The organism is Enterobacter sp. SA197 (assembly GCF_054131575.1).
Genome location: NZ_CP096393.1, coordinates 3,368,283 through 3,385,214, shown reverse-complemented (window position 1 = coordinate 3,385,214; position 16,932 = coordinate 3,368,283). Strand labels below are relative to the sequence as shown.

At 57.5% G+C, this 16,932-nt stretch carries 14 protein-coding genes and 1 pseudogene; 11 read left to right on the top strand and 4 right to left on the bottom strand.

Annotation, left to right across the window (positions count from 1 at the left end):
- Nucleotides 1-33 precede the first annotated feature (33 nt).
- The 5 genes from menD to menE are packed head-to-tail and all read left to right on the top strand — an operon-like array spanning nucleotide 34 to nucleotide 5,656.
- Entirely contained in the window at nucleotides 34-1,704 is a 1,671-nt protein-coding gene (menD, locus tag M1D91_RS15940) for a 2-succinyl-5-enolpyruvyl-6-hydroxy-3-cyclohexene-1-carboxylic-acid synthase (protein WP_437430730.1), read from the top strand.
- Entirely contained in the window at nucleotides 1,701-2,462 is a 762-nt protein-coding gene (gene menH, locus M1D91_RS15935; RefSeq protein WP_437430731.1) for a 2-succinyl-6-hydroxy-2,4-cyclohexadiene-1-carboxylate synthase, read from the top strand. Before menD ends, menH begins: the two co-directional genes overlap by 4 nt.
- 10 nt (nucleotides 2,463-2,472) lie before the next feature.
- Nucleotides 2,473-3,330, top strand: a complete 858-nt coding sequence (gene menB, locus M1D91_RS15930) for a 1,4-dihydroxy-2-naphthoyl-CoA synthase (RefSeq protein WP_437430732.1) — start codon at nucleotides 2,473-2,475, stop codon at nucleotides 3,328-3,330.
- Entirely contained in the window at nucleotides 3,330-4,295 is a 966-nt protein-coding gene (menC, locus tag M1D91_RS15925; RefSeq protein ID WP_437430733.1) for an o-succinylbenzoate synthase, read from the top strand. Before menB ends, menC begins: the two co-directional genes overlap by 1 nt.
- A complete protein-coding gene (gene menE, locus M1D91_RS15920) occupies nucleotides 4,292-5,656 on the top strand; it encodes an o-succinylbenzoate--CoA ligase (RefSeq protein WP_437430734.1) in 1,365 nt (454 codons plus the stop codon). The genes menC and menE overlap by 4 nt, the downstream gene beginning before the upstream one ends.
- Before the next feature lie 117 nt (nucleotides 5,657-5,773).
- Here the strand turns inward: menE and nudI are convergent, their stop codons facing one another.
- Nucleotides 5,774-6,199, bottom strand: coding sequence for a nucleoside triphosphatase NudI (gene nudI, locus M1D91_RS15915; RefSeq protein ID WP_437430735.1), 426 nt, complete (start codon nucleotides 6,197-6,199; stop codon nucleotides 5,774-5,776).
- A gap of 189 nt (nucleotides 6,200-6,388) precedes the next feature.
- Between nudI and M1D91_RS15910 the strand changes: the two genes are divergently transcribed.
- From M1D91_RS15910 to yfaU, 6 genes are all read left to right on the top strand, one after another.
- On the top strand, nucleotides 6,389-6,931 hold the full coding sequence (locus tag M1D91_RS15910; RefSeq protein WP_437430736.1) for a YfaZ family outer membrane protein: 543 nt from the start codon (nucleotides 6,389-6,391) through the stop codon (nucleotides 6,929-6,931).
- Between the two features lie 97 nt (nucleotides 6,932-7,028).
- A complete protein-coding gene (locus M1D91_RS15905; RefSeq protein WP_437430737.1) occupies nucleotides 7,029-8,228 on the top strand; it encodes a nicotinamide mononucleotide deamidase-related protein YfaY in 1,200 nt (399 codons plus the stop codon).
- Between the two features lie 206 nt (nucleotides 8,229-8,434).
- The gene (locus M1D91_RS15900) at nucleotides 8,435-9,217 is read left to right on the top strand and encodes an IclR family transcriptional regulator (RefSeq protein WP_437430738.1); all 783 of its coding nucleotides are present in this window, start codon (nucleotides 8,435-8,437) and stop codon (nucleotides 9,215-9,217) included.
- A 13-nt stretch (nucleotides 9,218-9,230) separates the two neighbouring features.
- Nucleotides 9,231-10,436, top strand: coding sequence for an L-rhamnonate dehydratase (gene rhmD / locus M1D91_RS15895; RefSeq protein WP_437430739.1), 1,206 nt, complete (start codon nucleotides 9,231-9,233; stop codon nucleotides 10,434-10,436).
- 49 nt (nucleotides 10,437-10,485) lie between these two features.
- Nucleotides 10,486-11,772, top strand: a complete 1,287-nt coding sequence (locus M1D91_RS15890; protein WP_437430740.1) for an MFS transporter — start codon at nucleotides 10,486-10,488, stop codon at nucleotides 11,770-11,772.
- A 14-nt stretch (nucleotides 11,773-11,786) separates the two neighbouring features.
- Nucleotides 11,787-12,596: a 2-keto-3-deoxy-L-rhamnonate aldolase gene (yfaU, locus tag M1D91_RS15885; protein WP_437430741.1), complete on the top strand. Its 810-nt coding sequence runs from the start codon at nucleotides 11,787-11,789 to the stop codon at nucleotides 12,594-12,596.
- Between the two features lie 43 nt (nucleotides 12,597-12,639).
- Here yfaU and glpC read toward each other — a convergent pair.
- From glpC to glpA, 3 genes and pseudogenes are all read right to left on the bottom strand, one after another.
- Nucleotides 12,640-13,824 (bottom strand): annotated as a pseudogene (gene glpC, locus M1D91_RS15880) (anaerobic glycerol-3-phosphate dehydrogenase subunit GlpC); the annotation flags it as partial.
- On the bottom strand, nucleotides 13,821-15,077 hold the full coding sequence (gene glpB, locus M1D91_RS15875; protein WP_437430742.1) for a glycerol-3-phosphate dehydrogenase subunit GlpB: 1,257 nt from the start codon (nucleotides 15,075-15,077) through the stop codon (nucleotides 13,821-13,823). The gene glpB and the pseudogene glpC, both read right to left, overlap by 4 nt.
- Nucleotides 15,067-16,689 (bottom strand): anaerobic glycerol-3-phosphate dehydrogenase subunit A, encoded by a 1,623-nt coding sequence (gene glpA / locus M1D91_RS15870; protein WP_437430743.1) that lies wholly within the window; start codon nucleotides 16,687-16,689, stop codon nucleotides 15,067-15,069. The genes glpB and glpA overlap by 11 nt, the downstream gene beginning before the upstream one ends.
- Between the last annotated feature and the right edge of the window lie 243 nt (nucleotides 16,690-16,932).

The window sequence follows — 16,932 nt, the reverse complement described above, 5'->3', positions numbered from 1 at the left end:
TACTTAACCGCATTATTGATACCGGACAAATTTATGTCAGTGAGCAGCTTTAACCGACGCTGGGCCGCGGTGATCCTCGAAGCGTTAACCCGTCATGGCGTGCGCCATGTTTGTATCGCCCCAGGTTCCCGCTCCACCCCCCTGACGCTGGCGGCGGCTGAAAACAGGGCCTTTATCCGCCATACGCACTTTGATGAACGCGGACTGGGGCACCTTGCGCTGGGCCTTGCCAAATCGGATCAATCGCCTGTCGCCGTCATTGTTACATCCGGTACGGCGGTTGCGAATCTCTATCCGGCGCTGATTGAAGCCAGTCTGACCGGTGAGCGGCTGATTCTGCTTACCGCGGACCGTCCACCGGAACTTATTGACTGCGGGGCGAATCAGGCGATTCGTCAGCCCGGTATGTTTGCAACTCACCCAACCCAGTCTCTGGCCTTGCCACGTCCCACGCAGGAGATACCGGCTCGTTGGCTGATCTCAGCCATTGATAATCTGCTCGGCTCCGTTCAGGCCGGCGCGGTGCACATTAACTGCCCGTTTGCCGAACCGTTGTACGGCGAGATGGATGAAACCGGCCTTGGCTGGCAACAGGCCCCGGGCGACTGGTGGCAGGACGATAAACCCTGGCTGCGTGAAGCGTTGCATACCGGCAGCCATGCCCAGCGTGACTGGTTTTTCTGGCGGCAAAAACGGGGTGTGGTGGTCGCAGGGCGCATGAGCGCGGCAGAAGGTAAACAGGTTGCGGCCTGGGCAAAAACCCTCGGCTGGCCTTTAATTGGCGATGTGCTCTCGCAGACCGGGCAGCCGCTGCCGTGCGCAGATTTATGGCTGGGCAATGCGCGCGCGGTCACTGAGCTGCAGCAGGCGCAGATCGTTATTCAGCTCGGCGGGAGCCTGACGGGAAAACGTCTTTTACAGTGGCAGGCGACCTGCGAGCCGGAAGAGTACTGGCTGGTTGATCCCATGCCGGGCAGGCTCGATCCGGCGCACCATCGTGGTCGCCGTCTGACGTCGCCGGTTGCTGACTGGTTGAATGCTCATCCTGCTGAAGTTCGCGCCCCCTGGTGTGTTGAACTTCCTGAGCTTTCAAAGCAGGCCTGGGAAGCCGTCCTCATGCGACGGGAAACCTTTGGTGAAGCACAGCTTGCCCACCGACTTGCTCGCTATTTGCCTGAGCAGGGGCAGCTTTTTCTGGGTAACAGCCTGGTCGTGCGGCTTGTTGACGCGCTGGGACAACTGCCGGCGGGCTATCCGGTTTACAGCAATCGTGGCGCGAGCGGTATTGACGGTCTCATTTCCACGGCGGCAGGCGTACAGCGGGGCAATGCGCGGCCCACGCTGGCGCTGGTGGGGGATCTCTCCGCGCTTTACGATCTGAATGCGCTGGCGTTGCTGCGTCAGGCCTCTGCACCCTTTGTGCTCATCGTGGTTAATAACAATGGCGGGCAGATTTTCTCGCTGCTACCCACAGCGCCTGACGAACGTGAAGCGTTTTACCTGATGCCGCAGCATGTCAATTTTGAGCATGCGGCCGCCATGTTCGGGCTTAAATATCACCGGCCTGACAGCTGGCAGGCGCTGGAAGAGGTATTCGCAAGCGCCTGGGGACGACCAGGCACCACGTTAATTGAACTGGTTGTGGACGGCGCCGAAGGCGCACAGACCCTGCAAAGTTTGCTGGCACAGGTGAGTCGGTTTTGATACTGCATGCCCGGATGGCGCACGCGCAGGCGACCGGCCCCTGGCTGGTTTTCCTGCATGGTTTTTCCGGCGATAGCCTGGAGTGGCAGCCGGTGGGCGACCGCATTTGCGGGTGTCCGTGCCTCTATATAGACCTTCCCGGGCACGGTGGCTCCGCCGGAATAACCGTCGGGTCCTTTGCTGAGATGCGTTATCTGCTGTCCGCCACCTTAAATAGTTACAACATACTAAAGTACTGGCTGGTGGGCTATTCCCTCGGTGGGCGCATAGCGATGGACTTCGCCTGTGAGGCACCTGCAGGCATCTGCGGATTGGTGGTCGAAGGCGGGCATCCCGGGCTCACTGATGAGGCTGAACGGTCTTCCCGCAGGGCCAGCGATCGGCGCTGGGCAGAAAGATTACGCCATGAGCCTCTGAGCGAGGTCTTTACCGACTGGTATCAGCAGCCGGTTTTTGCCTCTCTTCAGGCGCAGCAGCGGGCGCAACTGATCGCCCTTCGCAGCCAGAACAGCGGCAGGGCGCTGGCGGCGATGCTGGAAGCCACCTCGCTGGCGGTTCAGGCTGATTTACGCGCTGCGCTGCGACAATGCGCATTTCCGGTTCATTACCTTTGTGGTGAACGGGACAGTAAATTTCGGGCGTTGTCGGCGGAGATCGCTGCACGCTCTCATCTCATTAACGCCGCCGGGCACAACGCACACCGGGAAAATCCCGAAGCGGTTGCCGCCTGCCTGGCACAAATTCTGCGTCTGATATAAAGGGCCCCCTATGATTTATCCTGATGAAACCATGCTTTATGCACCCATTGACTGGCAGGACTGTTCCGGAGAATTTAGCGATATCCGTTATCATAAATCGGCTGACGGCATCGCCAGAATCACTATAAATCGCCCGCAGGTGCGTAACGCGTTTCGTCCGTTGACCGTCAAAGAGATGATTCAGGCGCTCTCGGATGCGCGTTATGACGATGATATCGGCGTCATCATCCTGACCGGGGAGGGTGATCAGGCCTTCTGTTCCGGTGGTGATCAGAAGGTGCGCGGCGATTACGGCGGATACAAAGACGACTCCGGGGTACATCATCTGAACGTGCTCGATTTCCAGCGCCAGATCCGCACCTGCCCTAAACCCGTTGTCGCTGCGGTGGCCGGTTATTCCATTGGTGGCGGTCATGTCCTGCACATGATGTGTGACCTGACTATTGCCGCTGAGAATGCCATTTTCGGCCAGACGGGGCCAAAAGTCGGCTCCTTTGACGGCGGCTGGGGCGCCTCTTACATGGCCCGTATCGTGGGGCAGAAGAAAGCCCGAGAGATCTGGTTCCTCTGTCGTCAGTACAATGCCAAAGAAGCGCTGGAGATGGGGCTGGTTAACACGGTGGTGCCGGTGGCTGAGCTGGAACGCGAAACCGTGCGCTGGTGTCGTGAAATGCTGCAAAACAGCCCAATGGCCTTACGCTGTCTGAAAGCGGCCCTCAATGCAGATTGTGATGGCCAGGCAGGACTTCAGGAGCTGGCGGGCAATGCCACCATGCTGTTTTACATGACAGAAGAAGGGCAGGAAGGCCGTAACGCGTTTAACGAAAAACGCCAGCCTGACTTCAGTAAATTCAAACGGAATCCGTAATGCGTGAGGTGCAGGTATACCGCTGGCAGATACCGATGGACGCGGGCGTGGTGCTGCGTGAGCGGAGGCTGAAAACGCGTGATGGGCTCTTTGTACAACTCCAGGATGGCGCGAGCGAAGGCTGGGGAGAGATAGCCCCTTTGCCCGGCTTCAGCCAGGAGTCACTGGAAGAGGCCACATCCGCGACTCTTGCCTGGGTGAAAGCCTGGCAAGCCGGCGAGGAGCCGGCACTGCCGGGTCTGCCCGCTGCCGATTTTGGTATCAGTTGTGCGCTGGCAGAACTGCACAATACCCTACCCGAGACTGCTGATTACCGCGCGGCGATGCTGTGCACCGGCGATCCGGATGCGCTCTTTGCTGCGCTGGCGGCATTGCCTGGCGCGAAAGTGGCAAAAATGAAAGTCGGACTCTATGAAGCCGTACGCGACGGAATGGTGGTGAATCTGATGCTGGAGGCCATTCCGGACTTACAGCTGAGACTTGATGCCAATCGCGCCTGGACCCCGCTTAAAGCCCGGCAGTTCGCAAAATACGTCAGTCCTGCCTGCCGCAATCGTATCGCGTTTCTGGAAGAGCCTTGCAGGACGCGGGAGGACTCCCGTGCGTTTGCGCAGGAAACCGGCATTGCGATAGCCTGGGATGAAAGCCTGCGGGACGACGATTTCAGTTTTGTAGCGGAAGCGGGCGTGCGCGCTGTGGTCATCAAACCGACCCTGACGGGAAGCCTGGAAAAAGTACAGGCGCAGGTGGTGGCGGCGACGCAACTGGGCCTGGAGGTGGTCATCAGCTCCTCGCTTGAGTCAAGTCTGGGCCTGACGCAGCTTGCCCGTATTGCCGCCTGGTTAACGCCGGGCAGCATCCCCGGACTCGACACGTTGAGCATCATGCAGACCCAACTGCTGCGTCGCTGGCCTGACAGTCCGTTGCCCTGTCAGCAGCGTGAGGCGCTGGAGCCGTTACTATGAACTTCAGCGACTGGCCGTGGCGTCACTGGCGAGCCCAGCGGGGGGAGGCCACAGCACTTCGTCTGCACGAAGAGTCAATGAGCTGGGTGGCGTTATGTGAACAGGTTGATGCCCTGGCCTGCGGTTTTGCTGCGCAGGGGATTGAGCCTGGCGACGGTGTGATGCTGCGTGCGAAAAATCATCCGCGGACCCTTCTGGCGTGGCTGGCATTGTTGCAGTGTGGTGCGCGTGTGCTGCCCATTAACCCTCAACTTCCTGATGCATTGCTTCGGGAGCTGTTGCCCTCTCTGACGCTGCGTTTTGCCCTGGATCTTACGGGGGAGATCGGCTGGCCTGGGCTGACCTCCCTCGACTGGCGCTTAATACCCGGCCGATATGACGCGGGCTGGCAACCAGAGCGACTGGCATCCATGACGCTCACCTCAGGCTCGACGGGATTACCGAAAGCGGCAGTGCACCATTGCCGCGCACACCTTGCCAGTGCGCAGGGGGTGCTCTCGTTAATTCCTTTTGTAGAGGGGGATGACTGGCTGTTATCCCTGCCGCTGTTTCATGTTTCCGGGCAGGGAATACTCTGGCGCTGGCTCCTGGCCGGTGCAAGGCTGACGGTCTCGGAAAGGCCACTGGCTGAGGCGTTACAGGGGTGCACCCATGCGTCACTGGTGCCGACACAACTCTGGCGCTTGCTTAACGACGGCGCATCCGTGAGCCTCAAAGCGGTCCTGCTGGGAGGCGCGTCCATTCCTGTCGACCTGACGCATCACGCCCTGGAGCGGGGGATCAGCACATGGTGCGGCTACGGGTTAACGGAATTTGCCTCAACCGTCTGTGCGAAAGCGGCAGACGGGGGAGCCGACGTCGGCTTCGCCCTTCCGGGTCGGGAGGTTCGCATTGTCGACAATGAAGTCTGGCTACGTGCCAGCAGTATGGCCTCAGGTTATTGGCGTGACGGGGCGCTACAGCCCATCACCAATCAGAGCGGCTGGTTTGCCACCCGCGATCGGGGCATGCTGACAGAGGGGCGGCTGACGATTTCAGGACGGCTGGATAACCTCTTTTTCAGCGGCGGTGAAAGCGTGCAGCCCGAGGAGGTTGAGCGGGTTCTCTGCGCGTATCCTCATGTCCGCCAGGTGTTTGTCGCCCCTATTGATGACCGGGAGTTTGGTCAGCGCCCGGTGGCCGTTGTGCAGGGGAACGCGCTGTTGGAGCTTCATGACCTTGAGCGCTGGTCTCGGGACAAGCTGGCCCGTTTTCAGCAACCGGTGAAGTGGCTTACCCTGCCTGACGATCTCCTTCAGGGGGGCATAAAAATCTCCCGCCGGGCGTTGCAGAACTGGGTGGCGGTTCAGGTCAACGGATGATTTTGCCTGGCACACTCCTGATTGTTGAGGCTGAGTGGGCCGCGAAAAAAGGGTCACTATGGCGGGCATAAAGAAGGGCTGGCACCGGTTCAGCCCTTGTGTGCCAGATAACCGGCCTTAGAGCACGCCTTTAAGCGCCAGGGTTTGACGGGTGGCAACGTTCAGATCGTAATTCGCTAAATCAGCCGGAGCGACCCAGGCAAACGCCTGAAACTCTTCATTGAGCGTAATATCGCGGTTTGCACTGACGCAGTCGAAGATCAGATAAAGCATATGAATTTCCTCTTTACTGCCGTCAGCGTAGGTTTTCAGGCGCACATCATCGCGAAACGTCCACGGGGTTATACTTTCCAGCACAATGTTGCCCCCCAGTTCTTCGCGGATCTCACGGCGTAACGCCTCTTCAATCCTTTCACCGGGTTCAACGCCGCCGCCCGAAAGCGCCCATTGTCCGGGAAACACGCCACGATCGTCGGCCATTTTGCAGAGCAAATAGTCGCCATTATTTTGAATCAGCGGGCACACAATGGTTCTCTGTCGCATCGTCTTATCCTTATCCACACGCAGTGAAAGGGTTATACCATTTACCGACTGATTATGCAGTTCATGCCATGAAAAGAATAAAAATCAGCAATTGGTGTAACAATTCATTTTTAGTTCGCTCCCGACGAAAAAAAAGATCGTACAATCAGCCGCTTTGATTGTTAGATCCTTTTTGCGCGGAATATGGAAATGAAAAAATTAGCTTTTATGGCCCTGGCGGCATCTCTTTTGGTATCAACGGGGGCAAACGCAATCAGTCTGAGCGGACAGGTAGGCGAGCATTACACCAACCTTGGCGTAGGCATGGGGACGGAAAGCAGCGGTCTGGCACTGAGCGGCAACTGGGCGCATAACGACAACGATGGCGATATTGCTGGCCTGGGTCTCGGGTTTAATCTTCCGCTTGGCCCGTTTATGGGCACTGTCGGTGGAAAAGGGGTCTATCTCAACCCTAATGAAGGCAGCGAAGGCTATGCCGCCGCGGTCGGTGGCGGTCTGGCATGGCAGGTCACTGACAGCTTCCGCTTGTTTGGTGAGTATTACTACTCCCCGGACTCTCTCTCCAGCGGCGTGGATGATTACAAAGAAGCGAATGCAGGCGCACGCTTTACTATTCTGCGCCCGCTGAGTATTGAAGCCGGTTACCGTTATGTCGAACTGACAGGCAAAGACGGCAAACGCGACAGCACCGTGGCTGACGGTCCGTACGTCGGCGTCAACGCGAGCTTCTGATGGCTTTTTCTGGCGCGACCTTCGTTGCGCCAGTTTCTTCCCGCCTTTCCCTCACCCATGCGTTATAGTATTTCGACCGCTATTGCAGGAGAAAATAATGTTAAATGTGGAGATGCTGTCAACCGGCGATGAAGTGCTGCATGGGCAAATCGTGGATACTAATGCAGCCTGGCTGGCAGATTTTTTCTTTAATCAGGGCGTACCGCTCACCCGCCGTAACACCGTGGGAGACAACCTGAATGACCTGGTGGCCATCCTGCGCGAGCGCAGTGAACATGCCGATATCCTTATCGTAAACGGTGGCTTAGGCCCGACCAGCGACGATCTCAGCGCGCTTGCCGCTGCCACTGCTAAAGGGGAGTCACTCGTTATGCACCAAGAGTGGCTTACCCACATGGAGCGGTTCTTCAGCGAACGTGGCCGCGTGATGGCACCGAGCAACCGTAAGCAGGCCGAAATTCCCGCCAGCGCAGAGCTTGTGGATAATCCGGTCGGGACTGCCTGTGGTTTTGCCGTCCAGCTTAACCGCTGCCTGATGTTCTTTACACCCGGCGTACCTTCAGAATTTAAGGTGATGGTCGAGCAGGAGATTTTGCCCCGTATTCGAGCCCGCTTCACGCTACCTGCGCCGCCGGTTTGCCTGCGCCTGACCACCTTTGGCCGCTCAGAAAGCGACCTTGCGCAAAATCTGGCGCATCTCGCCTTACCGCAAGGGGTGGTCATGGGCTATCGCTCTTCCATGCCCATCATTGAGCTAAAACTTACCGGACCTGCGGAACATAAGCAGGCAATGGACGCCTTGTGGCCTGAAGTCAAACGGGTTGCCGGTGAAAGTCTTATTTTCGAAGGCACGGAAGGGTTGCCTGCGCTTATTGCCCGGCATTTGCGTGAGCGCCAGTTGAGTCTGACAGTGAGCGAACAATTTACGGCTGGACTGGTGGCGCTGCAGCTTTCCCGCGCCGGCGCACCGTTGTTGGTCAGTGAGGTGCTTCCCTCACAGGATGAAGCCCTGCTGCAGGCAGCACGCTGGGCAGCGGGCCTGCGCGACCGGCATCTTGCAGGCCTGGCGTTAACCGTGACGGGGCTTGAGGAGGAATATCTGAATTTTGCCCTGGCGACACCCGAAGGCACTCATGCGTTGCGCGTGAAGTTCAACACCAACCGACATAGCCTGGCGGTGCGTCAGGAGGTGTGCGCGATGATGGCGCTGAACATGTTGCGCCGCTGGTTACTGGGTAAAGATCTCACCAGTGAGCATGGATGGGTTAACGTCGTCGACACGCTGACGGTGGAATAATTTGTTCTTAAAGGGAGGTTTACTTGACCTCCCTCATTTTTTGTCCAGCCGGTTGTACTCATCGTAAAAAAATCTGTGTGGCCTCTCACAAATCTTCTCATGATTTTGTGCAAAGGGTCAGACAGTCCACGCTTCATGACGTGCTTCACAAAATTCTCCGCGCCAGGCCGCAACACTGATTCCAATCCCTGAGACCGGAGTCCAGTATGTTGGAATCAAGTAAAGTCCCGGCACTTACCCGTGCCATTCAAATACTTAATCTTATTGCCAGCGTAGGGCCCTGTAGCGCGGCAACCATTATTGAAAAAACCGGCATCCCCAAAAGTACGGCGTATCTGCTTCTTGGCGAATTAAAAAAAGAGCGGCTGCTGCGCACGGACAGCCAGGATAATTTTTGCCTGTGGACAAAGCTGGTTGAACTTGCCGGACAGGCGCTCAGCAAAATGGATCTTCGCGAAATTGCTCGTCCTCGCCTGACTCGTCTCATGGACGAGACCGGGCTGCTCTGCCACCTGGGTATTATCGATAACGCCAACGCCTATTACATTCTCAAAATAGAGTCTTCCTCAACCATCAGTGTGCGTTCCCACGAAGGCAAAAGTCTCTCCCTTCACCGTTCAGGTATCGGGAAATGTCTGCTGGCCTGGCAATCTCCCGTGGTGCGCGATGAGATCATTCAAAAGCTTGAGTGGGAAAAAACCACCCCAACGACGATTAGCGGGCCAGAAGCCCTGCAGAATGAGTTACTGCGCATTCGCGCCTGCGGCTGGAGCTATGACAACGGGGAAGATTATCCCGACGTCCGCTGTGTCGCTGCTCCCGTTTTTAACGCCAGTGACACACTCACCGCAGCCATCTCTGTCGTCGGTACCTGCCTGCAAATTAATGAAGATAACCGGGACTATCTCGCCGGTAAGGCCATCGCCTGCGCGAAAGATATTTCCCGTCTGTTGGGGTGGATGAGCCCCTTCGAAAAACAAGCCTCATAACAAGGAGAACATCATGACCCTACCGAAAATTAAACATGTCCGCGCCTGGTTTACCGGCGGAGCCACGGCTGAAAAAGGCGCAGGCGGCGGTGATTATCATGACCAGGGGGCAGATCACTGGATTGACAGTCATATTGCGACCCCCATGAGTAAATACAAAGAGTATGAGCAGTCCCGTCAGTCTTTTGGCATTAATGTACTCGGTACGCTGATAGTGGAGGTGGAGGCTGAAAACGGTCAGACCGGCTTTGCCGTCACCACCGCTGGCGAGATGGGCTGTTTCATCGTTGAAAAGCATCTCAACCGTTTTATCGAGGGCAAATGCGTCAGTGACATCAAGCTCATTCACGACCAGATGCTGGGGGCGACTTACTACTACGCGGGCTCCGGCGGCCTGGTAATGAACACGATTTCCTGTGTCGATCTGGCGCTCTGGGATCTGTTCGGCAAAGTCGTGGGGCTGCCGGTGTATAAACTTCTGGGCGGCGCAGTGCGCGAAGAAATACAGTTCTACGCCACCGGTGCACGACCGGATTTAGCCAAAGAGATGGGCTTCATCGGCGGTAAAATGCCTACCCACTGGGGACCGCACGACGGGGATGCAGGGATCCGCAAAGATGCGGCGATGGTGGCGGAATACCGTGAAAAATGCGGTGAAGACTTCTGGCTGATGCTCGATTGCTGGATGAGTCAGGACGTGAACTACGCGACAAAACTGGCCCACGCCTGTGCGCCGTACAACCTCAAATGGATTGAAGAGTGTCTGCCGCCGCAGCAATACGAAGGCTACCGTGAACTCAAACGTAATGCGCCAGCCGGCATGATGGTGACCAGCGGCGAGCACCACGGCACCCTGCAATCATTTCGGACGCTGTCGGAGACCGGCATCGACATCATGCAGCCGGACGTCGGCTGGTGTGGCGGGTTGACCACGCTTGTGGAGATAGCCGCCATTGCCAAGGCGCGTGGGCAGCTGGTGGTGCCGCACGGTTCTTCCGTCTATTCCCACCACGCGGTGATCACCTTCACCAATACGCCGTTCAGTGAGTTTTTAATGACCAGTCCGGACTGCGCCACCCTGCGTCCGCAGTTCGATCCCATCCTGCTCGATGAACCGGTGCCGGAGAAGGGCCGTATTCATAAATCCGTGCTCGATAAACCCGGGTTTGGCGTTGAACTCAACCGCGACTGCAACCTGAAGCGTCCTTACAGCCATTAATGTTCATCTGCCGCGCCCTGTCGCGCGGCGGGCGTCCAAGGAATCATTCATGAACACGACCTTGCTTGCCAGCGTGGTGAAGAAAAACCGCGCCCGTTTGATCCCGTTTATGCTGATGCTGTATGTGCTTGCGTTTCTCGATCGCTCCAACATTGGTTTTGCGAAAGAGACTTACCAGATTGATACCGGCTTGAGTAATGAAGCCTATGCCCTGGGGGCGGGGATCTTTTTTGTTGTTTATGCCTTTTTAGGGGTGCCGGCGAACCTGCTGATGCGCAAATTTGGCGCCCGCTACTGGATTGGCGGTACCACGCTGTTGTGGGGATTTTTGTCTGCGGCAATGGCATGGGCGGATACCGAAGCGAAGTTTTTACTGGTACGCACGTTGTTAGGCGCTGCCGAAGCCGGTTTCTTCCCCGGTATGATCTACCTGACCTCCCAGTGGTTCCCCCAGCGTAACCGGGCCAGCATCATGGGGCTGTTTTATATGGGGGCACCGCTGGCCCTGACGCTCGGATCGCCGCTCTCTGGTGCACTGCTTGAGATGCACGGCTTTATGGGGCACCCCGGCTGGTTCTGGATGTTCCTGATTGAGGGGCTGCTCGCGGTGGGCGCGGGGATCTTCACCTTCTACTGGCTGGACGATACACCGGAACAGGCCCGCTTTCTGACTGCCGATGAAAAAGAGGTGCTAACCCGGCAGCTTGCCTCTGAAGAGGAGACCAAAGTCACCTCGCGTCTCTCTGATGCATTACGTAACGGGCGGGTGTGGCAACTGGCGATTATCTATATGACGATTCAGGTGGCGGTCTATGGGCTTATCTTCTTCCTGCCCACCCAGGTGGCGGCATTACTGGGCACCAAAGTTGGCTTTACCGCCTCGGTAGTGACGGCCATTCCCTGGGTTGCCGCACTGTTCGGCACCTGGCTTATTCCCCGTTACTCCGACAAAACCGGTGAGCGTCGCAACATCGCCGCCTTCACCCTGCTGGCCGCCGGACTGGGAATCGGTATCTCGGGACTGGTCTCACCGGTGCTGGCAATCCTCGCCCTGTGCGTAGCCGCCGTGGGATTTATTGCGGTACAGCCGGTCTTCTGGACCATGCCCACCCAGCTGTTATCCGGCACGGCGCTGGCGGCGGGGATTGGATTTGTGAACCTCTTTGGCGCAGTGGGTGGATTTCTGGCGCCCATTATCCGGGTTAAAGCCGAAACCATGTTTGCCAGCAGCGCTGCCGGGCTGCTGACGCTGGCTGCCGTCGCCATTGCGGGGTCGCTGATCATTTTCACATTAAGCGTGACGCGTCAGGTGGCGCAGCACAACGCGCATCAATAGAGAAGGACACGTAAATGAATGCAGAGGCGATTTTATCTAACCCCTTTAAAGCCGGGTTGCGTAAGGGTGAGACCCAGATTGGATTGTGGCTCAGCTCAACATCCTCCTATATGGCAGAGATAGCGGCGACCTCCGGCTACGACTGGCTGTTAATTGATGGGGAACATGCGCCCAACACCGTTCAGGATCTTTATCACCAGCTGCAGGCCATTGCCCCGTATGCCAGCCAGCCGGTGATTCGCCCGGTGGAAGGAGACCGGGCACTGATTAAACAGGTGCTGGATATCGGCGCAAGAACGCTGCTTATTCCTATGGTGGACAGCGCGCAGCAGGCGCGGGATATCGTGGCGGCCACACGTTATCCCCCGGAGGGAGTGAGAGGTGTCGGGGCTGGCGTCGCCCGCGCGGCACGCTGGGGGCGGGTTGAACGCTATATGGCACGTGCCAATGAGGAGCTTTGCCTGCTGATTCAGGTAGAGAGCAAACTGGCGCTGGAGAATCTCGATGAGATTTTGACGGTGGAGGGGATTGATGGGGTGTTTATCGGTCCGGCCGATCTCTCCGCCTCGCTGGGTTACCCTGATAACGCCGGTCATCCGGAGGTGCAACGCCTGATCCAGGATGCCCTGAAGCGTATTCGGGCAGCAGGAAAAGCAGCAGGTTTCCTGGCGGTGGATCCGCAGATGGCGCATCAGGCGCTGGCGTGGGGAGCGAACTTTGTCGCCGTCGGCGTCGATACCATGCTCTATACCGAAGCGCTGGATAATCGCCTTGCGCAGTTCAAAACTGTCGTCAGCCCGGCCGCGCAAAAAACGAGCTACTAAGCAACTTCCCGCCAGCGTCGTCGCTGGCGGGGTTAGCCTGGCGCAGCGCCTGAGCCAGCAGGGTGAAAGGGTGCTCGCAGCGTTTGCTGGTGGACATCTCAATCTGCCATTTACAGGTTTCGCAGTCGCAGACCACAAGATCAGCGCCGCTCTCTTCAATCTGGCGGAATAAAGGATCGCCGATGGCCTGAGAGGTAGGATAGTTCTCGCGTTTGAAGCCCCATGTGCCCGCGATACCGCAGCAACGAGAGTCCAGCACCGTCAGTTCAAGCCCTGGAATGCGTCGCAGCAGGTCAAGGGTGTAATGCGTCCAGCCCATTTTCTCCATATGGCAGGGGGTATGATAGACCACTTTTAAAGGCAGGGTGCGCAACGGTAATTCAGCCCCGTCCGCCAGTTTGCGCCAGACCCAGCGGGTAGCCAGATCGATATGTGAGCGCAGATGCTCGTTATCCACCCCCAGCAAATGCGGGTATTCGTCTCGCAGCGTAAAGGTGCAGGTCGTGGAGGTGGCAATGATCGCTAAACCATCGTTATTCACGCGTTGTTCAATGGCCTGTAGATTAAATTCGGCCTGCTTTTTAGCTTTTTCGATATAGCCATTGGCGATAAGCGGCACGCCACAACATTTCTCTTTTTCCAGCAACTGCACGCCGATCCCCATCGCATTGAGCACCTTCAGCATGTCTTTACCCAACTGCGGGTTATTGTAGTTGACGTAACAGCCGTGGAAGAACGCCACCTGCTGAGTGAAGTTTTTCTGCTGTTCTGCGACCGAACGATACCAGCGGCGGAAGGTGCCGGTTGCATATTTTGGCAGCATGCGGCGATGGTCGATTTTCAGCGCCGCATCCAGCAACTGACGGACGGGTTTTAGCCCCGTAGCGGCATTAACCAGTGGAGCAAAGGGGGTGGACAGAGACCCCATCACGTCGGTGTGGCTGAGAATAGCGTTACGTAAGGAGCGCGTTCCGGGCGCATGTTTTGCTTTGGCGCGCTGAATGATGTCACCAATTTTCACCCCGGACGGACAGGCCGTTTCGCACCGTTTACAGTTGGTGCAATACTTTAGCGCCTCGTCGAACAGCGCCGGATCTTTCAGGCGCAGGCGTTCACCGTCGGGGCCGGATTGTTTTGGGCCGGGGTAGAGGGGATTGACCGCACTTACCGGGCAGACGGTGGTGCAGGCGGTGCATTTGATGCAGCTTTCAAACCGGGTGATTGTCATTTATTCTCTCCTGCAGCGCAGATTTCATCGGCAGCAAACAGGGCCGTAACGGCACAAACCCCGCCGCCGCACCCTTGTGCTATGGCATCAAATCCGCCCAGCACCGAGCCGATAACGTACAGATTCTCCACTTTCTCTCCACCACGCAGCCCGTGGAGCTTCTCGTCCGTCACTACGCCGAATTGCTGCCACGGCTGGGCATCAAAGAGATCGTCGCGGTACCACGTTTCACGTGCGCCATGTTCAAGCACATCGAGGTTAAACACGGCTTCACGTACCTTTGTGCGCTCCGCTATCAGGCCATTACTGAAGAAGCTGCCACTGGCAAGAACCACATGCGCTGCGGTGAGCGGAATGTCTTCATTTTTGCGCGTCCAGAGAGTGGTAACCCGGTTTTCTACCATGCTGGCATTCATCACCTCGTCGCCGGGCATCCAGGTGCCGCCACTGCGTACAAAACGCTGTTGCAGCAGGGTCTGCATTCGGGAGCCTGGCACCGAAGGCGGAAGGGTCGGCAGCAGGAATATCGGGCAAGAAAGTGACTGATTTAGCGCGGCAAAAACCTCACTGTTGGTCAGCCCAAAACAGGCTGGCAGATAGAGCATGTCGTAGCGGCGGCTAAGTGGGAGCAGGGCGCGATAGAGTTCATCGTAGTTGTCCGGATTATCGAGAACCCTGGCGATAGTCACTGAGCGAAACTCACTGGGGTTATCGCGAAGCCTGTCCAGCACTGGTAACTCTATCTCTTCTGCACTGGCATTGATGCCGTGGTCACGAAGCGAGGCGGCGATGAGCGATGGCTGAAAATCCAGAAAACCACTGATACCTGTCACGCCAATGGCGCTGCTGGTCGCCGGTTTAAGAGGCACTTCAACAGGGCTTAACCACGCCTGGCGAAAGGTCCCAAGGGGAGTAACACGCTGATGGGGCGCGTCGACATCGCCCTGAAGCGCGACACCGCACTCTGCCAGCAGGGTTTGGGCGAGTGTCGCGTAGTGATGGACACGTTGCGCGCCGAGCAGGGCATACGGGTGAGGAGTGTGCATGGCGCGCAGGGCGTTAACCGCATCATCTATCGCTTCCACCGGCTTACCGTCTGGCAGATGGGAGAGCAGATCGAGCGAGCCGGAGGAGAAGCTGAGGGCGCTCTGCCCACGGCTGACGATGGCACAGCGCTGGCCCTGTGCCTGCAAACGAATGCCGCACAGTAAACCGGCCAGCCCGCCGCCAATGATGACCGTATCAAACTTCATGAGATGACTCCTTCTCCAGCCCGCACAGTCCCTGATAAACCCAGCGGGTAAATTCGCTTTCGCGCAGCGCATCGCCCCAGGCGATGGGCTTCACCCCTTTCCAGCGCTCATTCAGAAATGCAGAAAGCTGTTGCAGTGACTGCGTGTCATGGGTGACCCGCAGACTGGCAAGCAGGCCCGCGGCGCGGCAGGCACATAGTTCGCCCTGGCAGGTGCCCATTCCCACGCGGGTACGGCGACGTAAATCCAGCAGGGAGGTGACGTTAAGATTTTCCACGGCATACCGGACCTCGCCCGCGGTCACCGCTTCGCATTCGCAGACCAGGCTACGGTTGTGACGATGGCTTCCCAGCCAGTCCGGGGTGCGGTCCCCGTGACGATAGACGACTGAACCACGTAGCGGAACGGGCAGAGAGATAATCCTCTCCAGCGTTTTTTCCGTGGGTTGTTGGGAGCCAGGCAGAGGGGTTATCGCCGTGGTACAGGCGGCGCTGTGATTGAGTTTGCGGCAGACCGCGTCGGTTGCCCACTCCGCCATTAGCCGGTATGTCATCAGCTTGCCGCCGGTTATGGTAATAAACCCTTCCATACCGTCACGCGCAGCGTGATCGAGCAGAACAATGCCGCGACTGACGTTACGTCCGGTTGGATCATCATCACTGGCGACCAGCGGACGGACGCCGGCGTAGCCGCGCAGGATGCGCGTTTGCGCCATGCGGGGGGCCAGTTTCTCCCCTTCGCGCAGTAAAATATCCACCTCCTGCGGCGTGACCCGGGTGTTATCGATGTCCCGGTAATCAATGTGGGTGGAGGTGGTGCCAATCAGAGAAATAGTGTCGCCCGGTACCAGTATGTCGGCGTCAGCCGGTTTGCGGCAGCGGTTAATCACTTGCTGATTGATGCGGTGATCGAGGATGAGTAAGGCACCCTTCGCCGGGAACATACGGATGCGCAGATCGGCGTATTCCGCAATCTGTTGCCCCCAAATCCCGGCAGCGTTCACCACCACCGGCGCATGCAGGGCATAAACGTCGTGAGACTGAGGGTGAAGCAGCTGCACGCCAGACACCCGGTCTCCGTGGCGAATCAGACCGCAGACCGCATGCCCGGTCAGGATCACTGCCCCATGTTCACGTGCATCGAGCATATTGCTGGCGGTCAGACGGAAGGGGTCGACGGTGCCGTCCGGTACGCGTACCGCGCCCGTCAGCGTCGGATTGACGCTGGGTTCAATGCGTATTGCTGCTTCAGGCGTAATGGCCTCTGCATTGATGCCTGCTTTCTGACAGGCAGCAATAAAGCGCTGCTGATACGCCATGTCATCTTCCGGCAGCGTGATGAACAGCCCGCCGGTCGGTTCAATGCAGTGGCTGGCAATACGTTTGAGGATCTGGTTTTCTGCGATGCACTCCCGTGCGGATTCGTTATCCGTCACTGCATAACGTGCGCCGCTGTGCAGTAAACCGTGGTTGCGGCCCGTTGCACCCGTGGCAATATCATGGCGTTCAACCAGCGCCGCCCGCAGACCCCGCAGGGCGCAGTCCCGGGCGATCCCGGCCCCGGTCGCCCCTGCGCCAATGATGATGACATCGAAGTCATTTACGTTGCTCATCGTCCAGTCCTTCCACCGCGAAATCATTTTTCACATTTAGCCACACTGGCACTGTGGTTTGTTTGATATCGCGCATATTCGAACAAAAAACGAAAATGAAAAGGACGTTTGCTGCGTGAACCTGGAGCTTTGTCATAATTCTGTAACATAAACAGCGACAGTTGCGTTTTTCTTATTAGACTTTCCTTACTATTAGGGCCGCAGAAACATACCGTAGTTTCGTTTTCACTCATGACAGTAATA